Consider the following 15,440-nt stretch of genomic DNA (forward strand, 5'->3'; position numbering starts at 1 on the left):
AATTCGGGTTTGTTCCATGTTCATTGGTCCTGACGTCTCCTGACATTCCTGACAGGAGTTGTCAGGGGTGGGGCTTGCGGTTGGGCGTATCTCGCCTATAACTACTAGCAAGAACGAAACAGGGATCTGCCCGATGAATGCCCCGATGAATGTGCTGCCGGAATTTTTGACCAAACGCCGCCCGCCTGTCGAAGGCTCCCGCGCGTTTAAGCTGGTGACGGAATATGAGCCCGCTGGCGATCAGCCAGCAGCCATTGCCGAACTGATGAGCGGCATCAATGATGATGAGCGTGATCAGGTTCTGCTTGGTGTGACCGGGTCGGGCAAGACCTTTACCATGGCCAATATCATCGCCAAGACGCAGCGCCCGGCACTGGTTCTGGCGCCAAACAAGACATTGGCTGCCCAGCTTTATGCGGAAATGAAGCACTTCTTTCCCGATAATGCGGTCGAATATTTCGTATCCTATTACGACTATTATCAGCCTGAAGCCTATGTCGCGCGGACCGATACCTATATCGAAAAAGACAGTTCGATCAACGAGCAGATCGACCGGATGCGCCATGCGGCAACGCGTGCGATTCTGGAACGCAATGACTGTATCATCGTGGCATCGGTGTCGTGCATCTACGGTATCGGGGCGGTTGAAACATATCTTGAAATGACCCAGCGCATTTCAGTCGGCGATGAAGTTGATCGCAACGACATCATGAAGCGGTTGGTCGAGTTGCAATATACCCGCAATGATGCCGCCTTTTCGCGCGGGACATTCCGGGTGCGCGGTGATGTTTTGGAAATCTTCCCGGCCCACTCCGAAGACCGGGCATGGCGGGTTTCGATGTTTGGCGACGAGATCGAAGAACTCGCCGAGTTTGATCCGCTGACCGGGCATAAATTTGCCAATATGGATTCGGTCACGGTCTATGCAAATTCGCACCATGTGACGCCGCGCCCGACATTGGTGCAGGCGATAGCGGGCATCAAACAGGAACTCAAAGACCGCCTTGCCCAGTTCCGCGAAGAAGGAAAACTTCTGGCGGCCGAGCGGATTGACCAACGCACGACCTTTGATCTTGAGATGATGGAAACGGTTGGCCATTGCAAAGGGATTGAAAACTATTCACGTTGGTTGTCGGGTCGCAATCCCGGCGATCCGCCGCCGACATTGTTTGAATATCTGCCCGAAAACGCATTATTGTTTGTTGATGAAAGCCACGTTGCCGTGCCGCAGATCGGCGGCATGTTCAAGGGCGATTACAATCGCAAATTCACCCTGGCCGAACACGGGTTCCGGTTGCCAAGTTGTGTCGATAACCGTCCGCTGAAATTCGAAGAATGGGAAGCCATGCGCCCGCAAAGCGTGTTTGTTTCAGCGACCCCCGGAAAATGGGAAATGGAACGCACCGGTGGTGTGTTTGCCGAACAGGTGATCCGACCGACCGGGCTTATTGATCCGGTCTGTATCATTCGCCCGGTTGAAACCCAGGTCGATGACCTTTTGGGGGAGGCCAAGCAATGTGCGGCCAAGGGGCAGCGCGTGTTGGTCACAACATTGACCAAGCGCATGGCCGAAGATCTGACCGAATATCTGCATGAACATGGCATCCGTGTGCGGTATCTGCATTCCGATATTGATACGCTGGAACGGATTGAGATTATCCGTGATCTGCGTCTTGGCGTGTTTGATGTTCTGGTCGGGATCAACCTTTTGCGTGAAGGTCTGGATATTCCCGAATGTGCCTTGGTCGCGATTTTGGATGCGGATAAGGAAGGGTTCTTACGGTCGAAAACATCCCTGGTTCAGACCATCGGGCGTGCGGCACGTAACGTTGATGGTCGGGTGTTGCTTTATGCCGATAAAATGACCGACAGCCTTGATTATGCAATCAGCGAAACCAACCGTCGCCGCGAAAAACAGCAGGCCTATAACGAAGCACACGGCATCACGCCGGAAACCGTGCGCAGCCGGATTAACGATGTTCTCGAAAGTGTTGCCGAACAGGATTACGTCACGGTTGATACGGGTGTGTCGGGTGACATTATGGTTGGTCATAATCTGCGCGCACATATCGAAGGTCTTGAAAAGCGGATGCGCGAAGCGGCAGGAAATCTTGAATTTGAAGAAGCCGCCCGTCTGCGTGATGAGATCAAGCGACTTGAAGATCAGGAACTTGGTCTGGCCGAAGCCGGTCCGATGGCACGCAGCATCGGCACGATCGGGCCGGGATCAAAATCGGCCAATAAATCGAAATATAAAGGACGGCGTCGCAAGGGGCCGTAACCCGCGATGGATAAAACAAAGGCCGGAGATAAATCCGGCCTTTGTGTCGTTTGACGCGGTGTAATTTTGCGCGGTTACATAAACAGCTTTTCGTTTTCCATACCCTTGTAGATATCAGCGACATAGTCGCCATATCCGTTGTAAATCAGGGTCGGGACGGTTTCGCCGTTATTAAGCAGGCGTTCTTGCGCCTGGCTCCAGCGCGGATGCGGGACCTTGGGGTTCACATTGGCCCAGAAGCCGTATTCATCCTTGTTCAGTTCTTCCCAGAAACTGACCGGCCGTTCGTCGGTAAAGGTAAAGCGCACAATGGATTTGATGTTTTTGAAGCCATATTTCCATGGTGTGACCAGACGAAGCGGGGCGCCGTTCTGTTTGGGCATCTCTTCGCCGTAAATGCCTGTTGCGATCATGGAAAGTTCGTTGGTGGCTTCTGCCATCGACAAGCCTTCAACATAAGGCCACGGATACCAGAATTGACGCAGGCCCGGCATGGTTTCCTTTTGGCTGGCGGTTTCCATTTCGACATATTTCGCACCTGAAAGCGGCTTGGCAAAATCGACCAATGCCTTCATCGGGAAACCGGACCAGGGAACCGTCATCGCCCAACCTTCGACACAACGGAAACGATAGACGCGTTCTTCAAGCGGCATCTTGCGTACGAGGTCTTCGAAATCGATTTCAATCGGGTTTTCAACCAGACCATCAATCTTGACCGTCCAAGGGCGAATGTTCATCGCCTGGGCGGCCTGTGAGATTGATTTGTGTGATCCGAATTCATAGAAGTTGTTATAGGTCAGTGCCTTGGCTTTTTCGGTCATTTCGCGATCAACCGTATAGGCGGGATTGCGTGAAACCGGATAAAGGTCGGCGGTGGTGCCGGTCCCTTGTGCCAATGCGCTGCCAAGCGGCAGGCTTGCGGCCGTTGCACCGATGGAGCCTGCGGCGATTCCTTTTAGGAATTGCCGACGGTTTTGGTAAATCGCCTGTGGTGTTGCATCACGTTCAGGGATTTCCCAGCCCTTTTTACGGCGTATCAGCATGTCGTCCTCCAATTGCGGTAGACCCTAGGGTCCTGCCCCTAATGTCCTTGGAAAATGGGCTTCGGGCAAGTCACGCATCAGTGATCACGGAGTGAAATGGCGTCTTGTTTGGCGCGTTGTCTGTATCTTGCTACGAAAAACCGCTGTGAGTTGATCAGGTGGTCTGGAATTTGACGCGGGATCACCTGACCAGGGACACTGTGCTTTGTTTGTTTGTGAAAGTCACCAATCTGATGCTTGATCAAGGCTTTGCACGAGCCTATGACAGGTATAGGCAGGGCGTTAAGATCTCTGCGATTTTCGGCTAAAACCATAAAAATACTCAAAATGGGGGCTACCTGATGGGGGCACTGATCGACAAGGCAAAGGCAGCAATCGACAAGGTCAATGATCTTGGCAATCTGAAAGATAAAATCTTTACCGAGTTTAATCCGGAACGGATTTTGACCGCTGCCGGGCAGGCCGAAGAACGTGTTGCGGCCGATCCTGAGCTGCCGCTTGCCGGGATGTTGGTGTCGATCAAGGATTTGTATGACGAAGCGGGTGTTGCGACCACGGCAGCCTCACAGCTTTTGAAGGATCGTGCGCCAGCAAGTAATGATTGCGATGTCGTGCGGTTGGTCAAGGACGCCGGAGCCATTCCATTTGGGCGCACCACGCTGAGCGAATTTGCCTATTCCGGTGTCGGGTTGAACCCGCATTACGGCACGCCGGGGAATATCTTTGATCCGGAAGGTATTCCGGGCGGATCGACATCGGGCGGCGGTTTGACGGTCGCACTTGGTCTGGTTGATTTTGCATTGGGTACCGATACCGGCGGGTCGATCCGCATCCCGTCTGCGATCAATGGTCTGTATGGGTTTAAGCCATCACGCCTGTCGGTTTCGGGGGCGGGCATCCATCCGTTGGCCAAAAGTTTTGACACACCCGGACCGCTTGCCGGTGATCTTGAAACCGCGATTTCTGTGTTTGAGGTGATGTCAGGTCAACCGGTTCCGACAGACACAGGTGAAGACCATGTGCTGCGTATCGGGGTGCCGGTCAGTGGGTTTGTCGATGGGCTTGATGCACGGGTAAAAGCTGATTTTGCCATGGTGTGCGCGCAGTTGCAGGCAGCCGGCCATGAATTGGTCGAGATTGATCTCGGCTTTATTTCAGACAACGCTATCCTGAGCAAAATACTGGTTTCGTTCGAAGCCCATAAAATCTATTCCGGTGATTTTGATAAACTTGAAACCTGTGGCGATCCGCGCGTTTTATCGCGGATGAAATTTGCCGATAGCTTGTCCAAGGATGAAGTGATTGGCGCCTATGCCAAGCGCACGGATCTTGTGTCCCGGTTCGGTTCGGCAATGGCGGATGTTGATGTGATGATTGCACCGACCTTGCCAATCATGGCGCCCAAGATTGCCGAGGTCGAAGCCGACTTTGATAATCTTAATGCGATGATGCTGCGCAATACGGGTTATCTCAATCTTGTCGATGCCTGTGCGATTTCAATCCCGGTGCATGTGGTTGGGCAAGCAGTACCGGCAGCATTGATGATTGCCGGTCCGCATGGACAGGATAAAGCGGTTCTGAGTGCCGCACGGATGATTAATCCGCTGTTTGGGTAAGCCAAAGCAGCGCAGAAAGTCGGCGGAGATAAGGTTGTGGCCCGGCAGTGCCGGGCCACATTCTTAAAGATCAAGGCTGAGACAGCCTTTGCCCTGCATGCGCGAGACACAGATGCACATCTGATCGTTCTGGGATTTTTGACTGTCGCTAAGATAGGCGTCGCGATGGGAAAGGTCGCCATCACGGGACAGCACGACCGAGGTGCAAATGCCGCAATTGCCCTTCTTGCAGTCATATAACGGGTCGATGCCTTCGTCGATCAGGACATCCAGAATGGATTTTCCGATTGGGACTTCAAAGCTTTTGCCGCTTTGGGCGAGATGGACTTCAAAGCTGCTATCATCAAGTTGGGCTGCCGGGGTGCTAAAGCGTTCATAATGAACGTTATCAGCTGCCCAACGGTTGCGTCGTGCCGTGGCAAGCACCGCATCAATCAGCCCGCCCGGTCCACAGACATAAACGTGTTTTCCGGTCTCTGGCGTGCCAAGGATGCTGGCAAGTGGCATGCCGCGGGATGCTTCACCGCCGTCAAAATACAGCGTGCAACGACCATCGGCCTGTTCAAGGATTTCTTCCATAAGCGCCATGTCGTGGCGTGTACGGCTGCTGTAATGGACGGTGAAACCCTTGTCAGCCTGTTTCAGGCTGTTGGCCATTGCCAGGATCGGTGTAATGCCGATGCCCCCGGCAATCAGAATTGTTTTGGTCGCATCGGCAACAAGCGGAAAGTCATTTTGCGGCAGTTCAATGTCAACAACACTGCCAATTTGCAAATGCTGGTGCATGAAAAGCGATCCGCCGTCGCCCTCGACCTCGCGCAGCACGGCAATCTGGTAGCGATCAGTTTGGCCGGGATTGATCACGGAATAGGATCGTTTGGCCGTCTGGCCGGTATTGTCGGTAACAGTGACCTTGATATGTGCGCCCGGATCACAGGGCGGTAACGACGCGCCATCGGCAGCGACAAGATCAAATCCGCGAATGCGGTCGGTCAGGTCATGGACCTGTTGAATGGTAACTTTTGGCATGGCGATTTTCCTTCCCGGGCCCCCGGATTTGTTTCCGGGTGTGATTGCATCACGCTTCATTGGATCCAGATTAAATCAATTGGATCCAATTTTGTCAAACATCGCGCTTGGGTCTATCGGGAAGGGAGTCAAAAAATATCAGTCTTCGCGTTCAATAACGGTGAAGTTTTCCGGCATGGCGTGTTCGGGGCTGAGGATTTTTGTATAGCGCAATGCCGCATTGGCATGCTCGCGCATCAGGGCTTCGGCGCGTGCGCCCTGACCATTGTCGATGGCATCAAAAATGATGTGATGCTGCATATGGCTGAAATTAAAACGGCGAAACTCGCCGACCATATCGTCGCGGTTAAAGGCGATGGAAGAAACCGATGCAAATGGCAAGTGATCGTTGCGCGACAGGGCATCTTCTATGGCGATATTGCGACTCGATTCGATGATGGTGTTGTGAAACCGCATATTGAAGTCATGGTAATTTTCCATGTCTTCATCGGTCAGATGTCCCTTGGAAAACAAGGCGTCCCCGGTCGAAAGGCATTCGATCAGACAATTGCGGGCCTGGGGTGAAATGCCCCGTTCGCTGGCAATGCGGGCGGCCAGTCCTTCAAGAACGCCACGGACTTCGATGGCATCGGCAATTTCGGTCGGGGTGATGGCGCGCACGGTATATCCGCGCCGGTCGCCTTTGCGCAAAAGGCCTTCCTGTTCAAGTGTGCGAAAGGCAATGCGAACGGGGGTGCGCGAGACGCCAAGTCGTTCGGCAATCGGGATTTCTGCCACCCGTTCACCCGGTGGGAGTTCACCGTTGGCGATCATTTTCCGCAATGTGATCAGGACTCGTTGGCCGTGTTTGCTCATGCCGGGTTCCGTTTTTCTGTTTGGCTGGTGATCATAGTTCAGATCGAATTTGTAAAAAAGCATCTTGCCAAATTGGATCCAATTTGATTACGCTTGGAACCATAACAAAAAGAGGGGTGGATATAAATCCACCTGAGAGTAGTCGATCTGGCGTCATGCCAAGGGAGAGAAACATGTTCCTGCGTAACTTCTGGTACGTTGCAGGCTGGGATGGCGAAATTGGCCGCAAGCCTGTTGCGCGTACCATCTGTAATGAAAATATCGTTCTGTATCGCCGTGCTGACCGGTCATTGGTCGCACTTGAAGACAGCTGTCCGCATCGGTTATTGCCGCTTAGTCAGGGCTATGTCGATGGTGACCGGCTTGTCTGTGGCTATCATGGTCTGCAGTTCGACGGGGAAGGGGCCTGTGTTCACATGCCCAATCAGCAAAGCATTCACCCCGAAGCCTGTGTTCGCGCATACCCGGTTGTCGAAAAGGACCGGTTTGTCTGGGTCTGGATCGGGGATAAGGAAAAAGCCGACGAGGCGCTGGTGCCGGAAATTCCCAACGCCTCCAAAGACGGCTGGGTCTTTGACGGTGGCACTTATGATGTGAAATGCGGTTATGAACTGCTTGTTGATAACCTGATGGATCTTAGTCACGAGACATATGTTCATCCCTCAAGCATCGGGCAGCTTGAAATTACCGAAAGCCTTCCGGTTACACGGTCTGATGATGACAGTGTGACGGTTGAACGTTGGATGGAAAATATCGTTCCGCCGCCGTTCTGGGCGAACAATCTGAAATCCAAGGAAATCTGCGACCGCTGGCAGATTTGTACATTCACCTTGCCGTCCAACGTCATGATCGATGTCGGGGTTGCGCTTGCCGGGACCGGTGCGCAGCAGGGAGATCGATCAAAAGGCGTTACCGGTATTGTGGTGAATTGCATGACACCGGAAACCGAAACAACGTGCCGCTATTACTGGGGCATGGTGCGTAATTTTGATACGCATGATCACGGCCTGACCGAGAATATCAAGGATGCCCAAGCCAAGGTCTTTTATGAGGATCTTGAAGTGGTCGAAGGGCAACAGGCCAATCTGACACGTAATCCGGACCGCAAATTGTTGAACTTCAATATTGATGCGGGCGGTGTGCGGGCACGTCGTCTGATTGATCGCGCGCTGGCCGCGAACGAATAGCTGGCAGCCACATTACCAAACCGGGTTATGGCCCGGTTCAATCAAAACAAGAGAGAAATGCTCAGCATCACTTAACCGCACCAAAACCGCGCCAAGCGGGCGGGATGTTGAGCGCCTTTCAGGGAAACGTCTGAGGTTTGAAATGTTAAAACGCCTGTTTGTATCGGCAGCGGTCGCTGCCGGCTGTTTGGCAAGTGCGCTTTCTGCGCAAGCCGAACCTGAATTCACATTCCTTCTTGAGCATGTGCTGGGTCCGAAAGCAACGTCACAGACCCAGTTCCTGGAGCCGTGGGCAAAGCGGATCGAAGAACAGTCAGATGGTCGGATCAAGATTGAAATCTATCCGGCGATGTCACTCGGCGGGAAGCCGACCGAACTTTATAACCACATCCGTGACGGTGGGGTTGATATGGGCTGGAGTGCGCTTGGCTATACGCCGGGCGTTTATCCGCGCAGCGAAGTGTTTGAATTGCCGTTTGTTCATACCGGCAGTGCGGCGGTGACCAATCAGGCCATTCAGGACATTTACGCCGAATATCTGTCGCAGGATTTTGGCGATATCAAGCCGTTGCTGATCCATGTCCATACCGGGCAGGCGCTTTTTACTACGGACAAGAATATCCAGACCCTTGAAGATGTGAAGGGCATGAAGCTGCGCGCGCCATCGCGGACCGGGGCATGGATGCTTGAAAGCTGGGGGGCGGAGCCGGTCAGTATGCCGGTGCCTGATCTGCCGCAGGCCTTGTCACTTGGCGTGGTGGACGGGGCGTTGCTTCCGCATGAAGTCGCCATCCCGTTTAAAATTCCAGACATCACCAAATATGCCATCGAAGGTGCTGATGGTGTCCGGTTTGGCACGCTGGTCTTTATGTTTGCGATGAACAAGGACCGCTATGACGCATTGCCAGATGATCTGAAGAAAATCATCGATGACAATTCCGGTGCAAACATTGCGGTGGAAATGGGCAATGCATGGGATGCGATTGAACCACGTGGCGAGGAAATCTTTGCCAAGTCGGGCGAGGTCGTTCAACTGTCGCAGGCCGAAACCGACAAGTTCGAAGCCAAGGCGGACGAGGTCATTGATCGCTGGATCGCGGAGATGAACGATAAGGGCGTTGATGGTGCCGCCATTGTTAAGGCCGCACGCGAAGCGATTGCCAAATACAGCCAGTAAAGTGATCAAATCAGCCCTGTAACCGGTTTGCTCCTTTTCCGGTTACAGACCTGGTGCGTGAGGCGGTGTCTCCGTACAAAACGGCCCGGAAAAACCGGGCCGTTTTTTTGTTCAAGGAGTTGTGTCTCGGTTGGCTTAGCCTTCGAGGAGGGAGCGCAACATCCAGGCGGTTTTTTCATGAACCTGAATGCGGGTGGTCAAAAGATCGGCTGTTGCGTCATCGTCTGAATGATCGCAAATCGGATAGAGTGACCGCGCGGTTTTGATCAGCGTTTCGTGACCGGTAACCAGCTGTTTGATCATGTCCTTGGCCGCGGGCACGCCGGTTTCTTCTTCGATCGAGGTCAACTTGCCATAGGCAGAAAAGCTTGCCGGGGCAAAGGCACCCAATGAACGGATACGTTCGGCGATTTCATCAATTGCCATGGCAAGTTCGGTATATTGTTCTTCGAACATGGTGTGCAGGGTCTGGAACATCGGGCCCGTTACGTTCCAGTGGAAGTTATGGGTCTTGAGATACAGTGCATAGGAATCTGCCAGAACGCGGCCAAGCCCGTCGGCGATTTCGGTGCGGTTTGTTTCGTTGATTCCGATATCAATCTGCATTTGTGATCTCCTTTCGTCGGGGTGGGGAGCCCCCGAAGGTTTACTCTCTCAATCTCGTTAAAAAGAGTATCGAACATAAGAAAACCTTACGCCAATCAATCGTTTATTTATTTGCAATAGATCAATTCTATTACAAAGAGTGTGGTTATTTCGGTGGGCCTTTTCCGCGATCTACTTGCCCGCCTTTTTATGTTGCGACACCACGATATCGGCCTGTTTTCCGGTAAGTTCCTGCATATGGGAATAGCATCGGGTGAAAAAGCCTGTGCCCTGGGTCAGGGATCGTAATTCAGTGACCATGTCGGTTGTTTCAGATGTTGGCATCTGGACGTCTATTTCATCCCATCCTTGCCAGCCATCTTTGGCATTAAAGCCAAGAATTTGACCACGCCGGGTGCTGACAAGGCGTTGGGCCTTGGATGTGAAATCAGACGGGATTGATATCGTGCATTTATCAACCGGTTCTAGCAAAACAGCCCCGGCATCCTTTAAGGCCTCGCCAATGGCAATGCGCCCGGCCATCTGGAAGGCCTGATCGGAACTGTCGACAGCATGAAAAGATCCATCGACCAGCTTGACCGCAACATCCACGACGGGAAAGCCAAGCGACCCGGACCGCAAGCCATCACGCACACCTTTTTCAACGGCCGAGATATATTGCCGCGGGATCGCACCGCCGACGATATGGTCGCTAAATTCAAAACCGGCACCGTGTTCTTGCGGGCGCAGTTCAATGGCAGCGTCGCCAAATTGTCCGTGGCCGCCGGTTTGTTTTTTATAACGGCCGCGGGCTGATGCGGGTTTGCGGATGGTTTCCTGATAGCCGGTTAAAACCGGTTTGGGGGTGATTTCAAGATGATAATGATCGGCCAGATGGGCCATTGCGCATTGCAGATGAATATCGCCCTGACCAGACAGAACAAGTTGCCCCGTACTTTCGTGATGTCCAAAGCTGATGGAGCGGTCCTGTTCGCAAATATGGCGTAATGCTTCGCTTAGTTTGACGTCATCGCCGGGCTTTGTAACCTCCAACCCGGTTTGATACAGCGGGGTTAGCGGATCAGGCCACAGGGTTTCCATTTCGCCATCGTTATTGACCAATGATCCGGTGCGGAGTTTTTCCATCCGTGGCAAACCAATGATGGCACCGGTGATGCCGTGATCCAGTTTTTCATGCTTATCGGCAAACAGGGTGCAAAGGCCAGATACCTTGTCCGCCCCCAGTGGATCGCCATTTTTGACCTGCCCCGACAGGATGCGGGCAAAACAAAACCGCCCGGCATGTGAAAGATGGGCGGTTTTGAAAATCTGCAGCACGGTTTGGCTAGGGTCCGGATCAATGCCCAGACGATGGGCGCAGACATCGGATGCGGGGGCCTCGTGACGGAGCGCCTTTAGCAAACGAATGATGCCATGGTCGCGTTCGCCCGATCCGAAAAATACCGGGACGATCAGATCGTTGGCCAGATCGCGTTCAAGATTGTCATAGATGGTTTCGGTCGCCGGGGTCTGGTCCTCGAGAATTTGTTCAAGCAACCCGTCGTCAAAATCTGCCAATGCTTCAAGTAATCCGTCGCGGGCTTCGCTTTCGCGGGTTTTGACGGTTGATGGCATCGTGATCAGTCTGGATGGTTGTCCTTCAAGATACTGATAGGCCCGTTCCGATACGATATCGACAAAGCCGGTGATGGGCTCATCGGGAGAGTTCATATCGCGGATCGGAATTTCACGCATCACCAACGGGCGTTCGGAGATGGTTTGAAGGGCGGCAAAACTGTCACGCAATCGAATAGCGGTATTGTCGGTTTTATTGATGAAAATCAGATGCGGAATTCGGTTGCGATCAAGAAACTTCAAGGTTGGCGCAACGGTCATCACCCGGCTGGGGTCGGGATCGACGACGACGATGGCAACATCGCAGATCAATGCAGCTTCGCGGGTGTCCTGGGCAAAGTCGACAGAGCCGGGACAATCGATAAAATGCCATTCTTCGCCGAGATAGGTGGTTTGAACACAGGTAAGCTCCGTGCTCATTTCGCGCGATCGGGATTCGGGGCTGTTATCGCCAACGGTATTATGGTCGCGAATAGACCCCTTGCGGTGAATGCGCCCCGTGGCGGCAAGCAGGCTTTCAAGCAAGGATGTCTTGCCGCTTGAATAGGGGCCGATCAGGGCGGCAACACGCGGCGGATGTACCGGCGTTGCGGAAGGTGTCGTGGTTGATGTCGAACTGGCATTGCTGGGCATTGGCATCTCCTTGATCAGGAAGACCGATATCCCACGAAGCCTGTGATAAGCCTGTTGGTGGCTTCATGTGGTGCTGTCTCGAACAGCAGCCGGTCTGGACGTTTCATGGACGTTTCAGATGCCCGGTTTTGTCCGGGGTGTTTTTCTAAGGATGTTGTTTTGGCAAAGGCGCGTGCGGCGCATTTTGTTTTGGGCGCGGCGGCATGCGATCATTTCGGGGAAAATAACACAAATTTTACAGTCCCTGACACACCCCATAAATAGATCATGGTTGAGGTCAATAGTATCAAGAGGTTGGTGCGCAAGTGCCTTTATTAAACCATAATTCGCCCCGAAATGGTCCCATGAGGCCTATTTTCCTGCCTTGTTTATCAAGCAAATTCATAACTGTCAGCCGAGGATGCGGTCAGCAAAATTTGTCCCCCCTCACGATGCTTGATCGGTTTTATCAGGTTGTTCCCCCACCTGAAATGCCACGGCTGGCTCGGTCTCCCCAAGACCAAGATGACCCCGAATAGTGGGGCGGGTTTTATCCCGCCCCTTTTTTTTGTGCGTTTGGCATCTGATGGGGCGCCCCAATTGCCCCAATTTGCCCCCAAATGGTCATCAAACACCGATTTTTGAGCCCCAATTCGTCGGCATATTCCTAACTGTCGGATGCGCAAACATCGATGCCGTGCCCTCCCTCACGCGCATCGAGGCCCGCTTAAGGATATTCTCTCCCCGAAGTATCCTTTCACCCCACGGGCAAGGCACCGCATTCGACCGGTCTCCCCAAGACCATCTGTCCCCAAGCCCGGGCGAGCTTCCAGCTCCCCGGGCTTTTATTTTCTCTATCGAGAAACCCCGGGGTAATCTGTGTTGCATGATCGAGATTGGTGCGGCGCGCTTGTACGCGGGATTAGCTGGTAACTTCGTCTGTGACGTGGCTGGCAGCTTGGGCGGCGTTTTGATCTGAAAGCGGCGCGGGGGAAATGCTAAACACCCGTGTTGGTGTTTCCCGCCCACGCACAGTCACCTCACCGCGTGGGATCCATTCGGGAATGTCGGCGTGATCGCCGCAGGTTTGCACCGTATCCTCGGTCGCGAGAACATAGGTGTCATATTGCTTGTTCAGGGCTTCAAGCCGTGCGGCAATATTGACGTTGTCGCCATGGACCGTGAAGGTCAGGCGGTCTTCGGACCCTATCGCGCCAATGACGATTTCACCGCTATTGATGCCGCAGCGGGTTTTAAGCTTTCCACCAAAGCTGTAGATCCGCGTATTGGATATTTCCTGAATGGCCAGTGCTGTGCGGATGGCGTTCAGGGCATGATCAGAATCCGGTTTGACGGCATTATACGTGATCAGCATGGCGTCGCCTTCGAACTGGGTGATGACGCCACCAAACCGGGTAATCACGGCGTTGGTTTCAGTGAAATACTCGTTCAGCATTGTTGCCAGTTCTTTCGGGCCGAGTTTTTCAGAAATGCCTGAAAAGCCTTCGATGTCGGTAAACATCACCGTTGCAACAACGGCTTCACCGTCGCCGGGTTTGATTTGCTGTTTCGCATGGGTGATGCGATCGGCAATTTCCGGGGAGACAAACCGCGACAGGTCACGGGCAAGGATTTCATCGCCGACCGCGCGGATAAAGGATCGTTTGGCGCGCATAACCGCAATGGCAAGGACAGCGGACACCAGAATAATGGCAATGATCTTGTCAATCTCGGCCCCGATCAGGAGGGAGTTTGACGTCAGATAGGTGACATAGTCACGCGTGATCATGCTGGTTCCGCCTTCGCTCCACAACACATACCCCGTAAGGGTAATCCAGCCGATTGCGGCCGTACCGCCAGCAATCAGGATGTAGCGCGGGTCAAAGCGTAAGCTGCGCAATGAAATGAAGATGAAGACATACATCACCGTCGGCGCTTTGAGATAGAAGCTGGCGGGTTGCATATACTGGATATGGAAGCTCCAGATCAGCACCATCAGAAGCCCGATATCGGCAATGACCGACAAGGTCAGAAACCAGTTGGTCAAGGCATTGCGATAGGCCAGGGCCAGTCGTTTCAGTGTGAACAGATAATACAGACCAAGCGCCCAGGGTACGGGGCGGATGTCGTCATTCATCGCGGTTGTTGGCGAGATCGCATAGAGGCTGGCAAAGATCGTCACCAGTAAAAGCTGAACCCAGCCGATCAGCTTTTCGCTTTCGGCCTGTTGCTTTTCGATGGCGGCCTGAACCCGTTCGGGAAGATGGGCGTCGGTTTCTTTGCCAAACAGGAATGCGCCAAGGGTGCTTCTCATTGCCAACGGGCTCCTGGTTGCGATGGTCGGGCAGCGCCCGGGCAATATCATTGACGCGATTGTGAAAGGTTACAAGGCCCTTGCCAAGCAAAGGCGTCATGGCGATTGATCACGGTTATGTGCTGATCACAAAGCGATTTCTGTGGAGAATGCATGGTGCCGGGATAAAAAGGCAAAAAAAAGCCGGGCAACAAATGTGCCCGGCAAGTTTATCAGGGAGGCTTCACGTCTGGGAGACGTAGGACCCTTCGCAGGGCCCTGGGTATGCCGGGCTGGGAGCCCGACAAAGACCGAAATTCGGTCAGGGAGAAAACTCTGTACCACGGTGCGGTGTGTACCGCTGTGGTTCGAGAAGGAAGATAGCGTTTTTGACGGGAAAGACCACTGCCAAATTGCTCTTTCAGCCATGCAAAATATGCATAAATGTTGGGCGGGGTGAATTATCGATATAAATAATTGAAAACAAATAAATTTATAAGGTTCTAATGCACGGGGTTTCGGCGCGGTGTGTAAAGCAGCAGCAGGTTTGTTGTGCAGGAGCACAAAAAAAATGCCGGTAGCAGGGGGGTGCTACCGGCAAAGATCAACAGGGAGGTTTACGTCTGGGAGACGTAAGGAATCTTGGGGGAGATTCCAATGCCGGATAACGTTCCGACGGACGGATCATGCGGTGATCAGTGAAGGTGGAGCGATATCGCTTTCGCGTCTGCTCACAACCTATGATGCAAATATAGGTGGACTTATATGGCATTAAAAATAGAAAAATGTCAGATCAACCATGCATAAGATGCATGGCAGAAAAAAGGCAGTAATTTTAAGGATTTATGACCAGCCCCGCGTCTGGCGCACCCAGATGCCGATTGTAAGATCGATGTTTGGCGGTTTTAGGTAAGCGTTTTTGCATGAAGCCTTGGGTGAAACCGCGCAATGGGTCATGCAAAAGCATTGTTCATGCGGCAATGTCGCGGCGAGGGCGGCGATAATCAGGTCGCCACTGTGCATCTTGATTGATCAAGGCTGCTTGCCCGATGCTTGATACAAGCTGTTCTCTGGCGCGACTCATCTTCAAGGGAAAGGGCGTGTAACGCAAAACGGCCCGGCACAAA

At 53.1% G+C, this 15,440-nt stretch carries 10 protein-coding genes; 4 read left to right on the forward strand and 6 right to left on the reverse strand.

Annotated elements, in window-relative coordinates; translation table 11 throughout:
• Nucleotides 1-145: 145 nt before the first annotated feature.
• Entirely contained in the window at nt 146-2,281 is a 2,136-nt protein-coding gene (uvrB, locus tag RIC05_RS10410) for an excinuclease ABC subunit UvrB (protein ID WP_350047037.1), read from the forward strand.
• A 74-nt stretch (nt 2,282-2,355) separates the two neighbouring features.
• Here uvrB and msrP read toward each other — a convergent pair whose 3' ends face one another.
• Nucleotides 2,356-3,324, reverse strand: a complete 969-nt coding sequence (msrP, locus tag RIC05_RS10415) for a protein-methionine-sulfoxide reductase catalytic subunit MsrP (protein WP_350047008.1) — start codon at nt 3,322-3,324, stop codon at nt 2,356-2,358.
• A gap of 341 nt (nt 3,325-3,665) precedes the next feature.
• Here msrP and RIC05_RS10420 point away from each other — a divergent pair, with 341 nt between their 5' ends.
• The gene (locus tag RIC05_RS10420; protein ID WP_350047009.1) at nt 3,666-4,940 is read left to right on the forward strand and encodes an amidase; all 1,275 of its coding nucleotides are present in this window, start codon (nt 3,666-3,668) and stop codon (nt 4,938-4,940) included.
• 63 nt (nt 4,941-5,003) lie between these two features.
• On the opposite strand, the gene RIC05_RS10425 is transcribed toward RIC05_RS10420, so the two are convergent.
• Nucleotides 5,004-5,969, reverse strand: coding sequence for a PDR/VanB family oxidoreductase (locus RIC05_RS10425; RefSeq protein WP_350047010.1), 966 nt, complete (start codon nt 5,967-5,969; stop codon nt 5,004-5,006).
• Nucleotides 5,970-6,107: 138 nt separating this feature from the next.
• Complete coding sequence (locus tag RIC05_RS10430; protein WP_350047011.1) at nt 6,108-6,824, reverse strand: GntR family transcriptional regulator; 717 nt, start codon at nt 6,822-6,824, stop codon at nt 6,108-6,110.
• A gap of 173 nt (nt 6,825-6,997) precedes the next feature.
• Between RIC05_RS10430 and RIC05_RS10435 the strand changes: the two genes are divergently transcribed.
• Nucleotides 6,998-8,011: an aromatic ring-hydroxylating dioxygenase subunit alpha gene (locus RIC05_RS10435; RefSeq protein ID WP_350047012.1), complete on the forward strand. Its 1,014-nt coding sequence runs from the start codon at nt 6,998-7,000 to the stop codon at nt 8,009-8,011.
• Nucleotides 8,012-8,153: 142 nt separating this feature from the next.
• Nucleotides 8,154-9,188, forward strand: a complete 1,035-nt coding sequence (locus RIC05_RS10440) for a TRAP transporter substrate-binding protein (RefSeq protein ID WP_350047013.1) — start codon at nt 8,154-8,156, stop codon at nt 9,186-9,188.
• 135 nt (nt 9,189-9,323) lie between these two features.
• On the opposite strand, the gene RIC05_RS10445 is transcribed toward RIC05_RS10440, so the two are convergent.
• From RIC05_RS10445 to RIC05_RS10455, 3 genes are all read right to left on the reverse strand, one after another.
• Nucleotides 9,324-9,794: a Dps family protein gene (locus tag RIC05_RS10445; protein WP_350047014.1), complete on the reverse strand. Its 471-nt coding sequence runs from the start codon at nt 9,792-9,794 to the stop codon at nt 9,324-9,326.
• A 171-nt stretch (nt 9,795-9,965) separates the two neighbouring features.
• A complete protein-coding gene (locus RIC05_RS10450) occupies nt 9,966-12,041 on the reverse strand; it encodes an elongation factor G (RefSeq protein WP_350047015.1) in 2,076 nt (691 codons plus the stop codon).
• 901 nt (nt 12,042-12,942) lie between these two features.
• Entirely contained in the window at nt 12,943-14,334 is a 1,392-nt protein-coding gene (locus RIC05_RS10455) for an adenylate/guanylate cyclase domain-containing protein (protein WP_350047016.1), read from the reverse strand.
• Between the last annotated feature and the right edge of the window lie 1,106 nt (nt 14,335-15,440).

It is taken from the genome of Thalassospira sp., assembly GCF_040218635.1.
Taxonomy (GTDB): domain Bacteria; phylum Pseudomonadota; class Alphaproteobacteria; order Rhodospirillales; family Thalassospiraceae; genus Thalassospira.

What these genes read in the sequence shown, in the direction of transcription:
- uvrB (WP_350047037.1), top strand. Translation starts at nt 146, where the DNA reads ATGAATGTGCTGCCGGAATTTTTGACCAAACGCCGCCCGCCTGTCGAA.
- msrP (WP_350047008.1), bottom strand. Translation starts at nt 3,324, where the DNA reads ATGCTGATACGCCGTAAAAAGGGCTGGGAAATCCCTGAACGTGATGCA.
- RIC05_RS10420 (WP_350047009.1), top strand. Translation starts at nt 3,666, where the DNA reads ATGGGGGCACTGATCGACAAGGCAAAGGCAGCAATCGACAAGGTCAAT.
- RIC05_RS10425 (WP_350047010.1), bottom strand. Translation starts at nt 5,969, where the DNA reads ATGCCAAAAGTTACCATTCAACAGGTCCATGACCTGACCGACCGCATT.
- RIC05_RS10430 (WP_350047011.1), bottom strand. Translation starts at nt 6,824, where the DNA reads ATGAGCAAACACGGCCAACGAGTCCTGATCACATTGCGGAAAATGATC.
- RIC05_RS10435 (WP_350047012.1), top strand. Translation starts at nt 6,998, where the DNA reads ATGTTCCTGCGTAACTTCTGGTACGTTGCAGGCTGGGATGGCGAAATT.
- RIC05_RS10440 (WP_350047013.1), top strand. Translation starts at nt 8,154, where the DNA reads ATGTTAAAACGCCTGTTTGTATCGGCAGCGGTCGCTGCCGGCTGTTTG.
- RIC05_RS10445 (WP_350047014.1), bottom strand. Translation starts at nt 9,794, where the DNA reads ATGCAGATTGATATCGGAATCAACGAAACAAACCGCACCGAAATCGCC.
- RIC05_RS10450 (WP_350047015.1), bottom strand. Translation starts at nt 12,041, where the DNA reads ATGCCCAGCAATGCCAGTTCGACATCAACCACGACACCTTCCGCAACG.
- RIC05_RS10455 (WP_350047016.1), bottom strand. Translation starts at nt 14,334, where the DNA reads ATGAGAAGCACCCTTGGCGCATTCCTGTTTGGCAAAGAAACCGACGCC.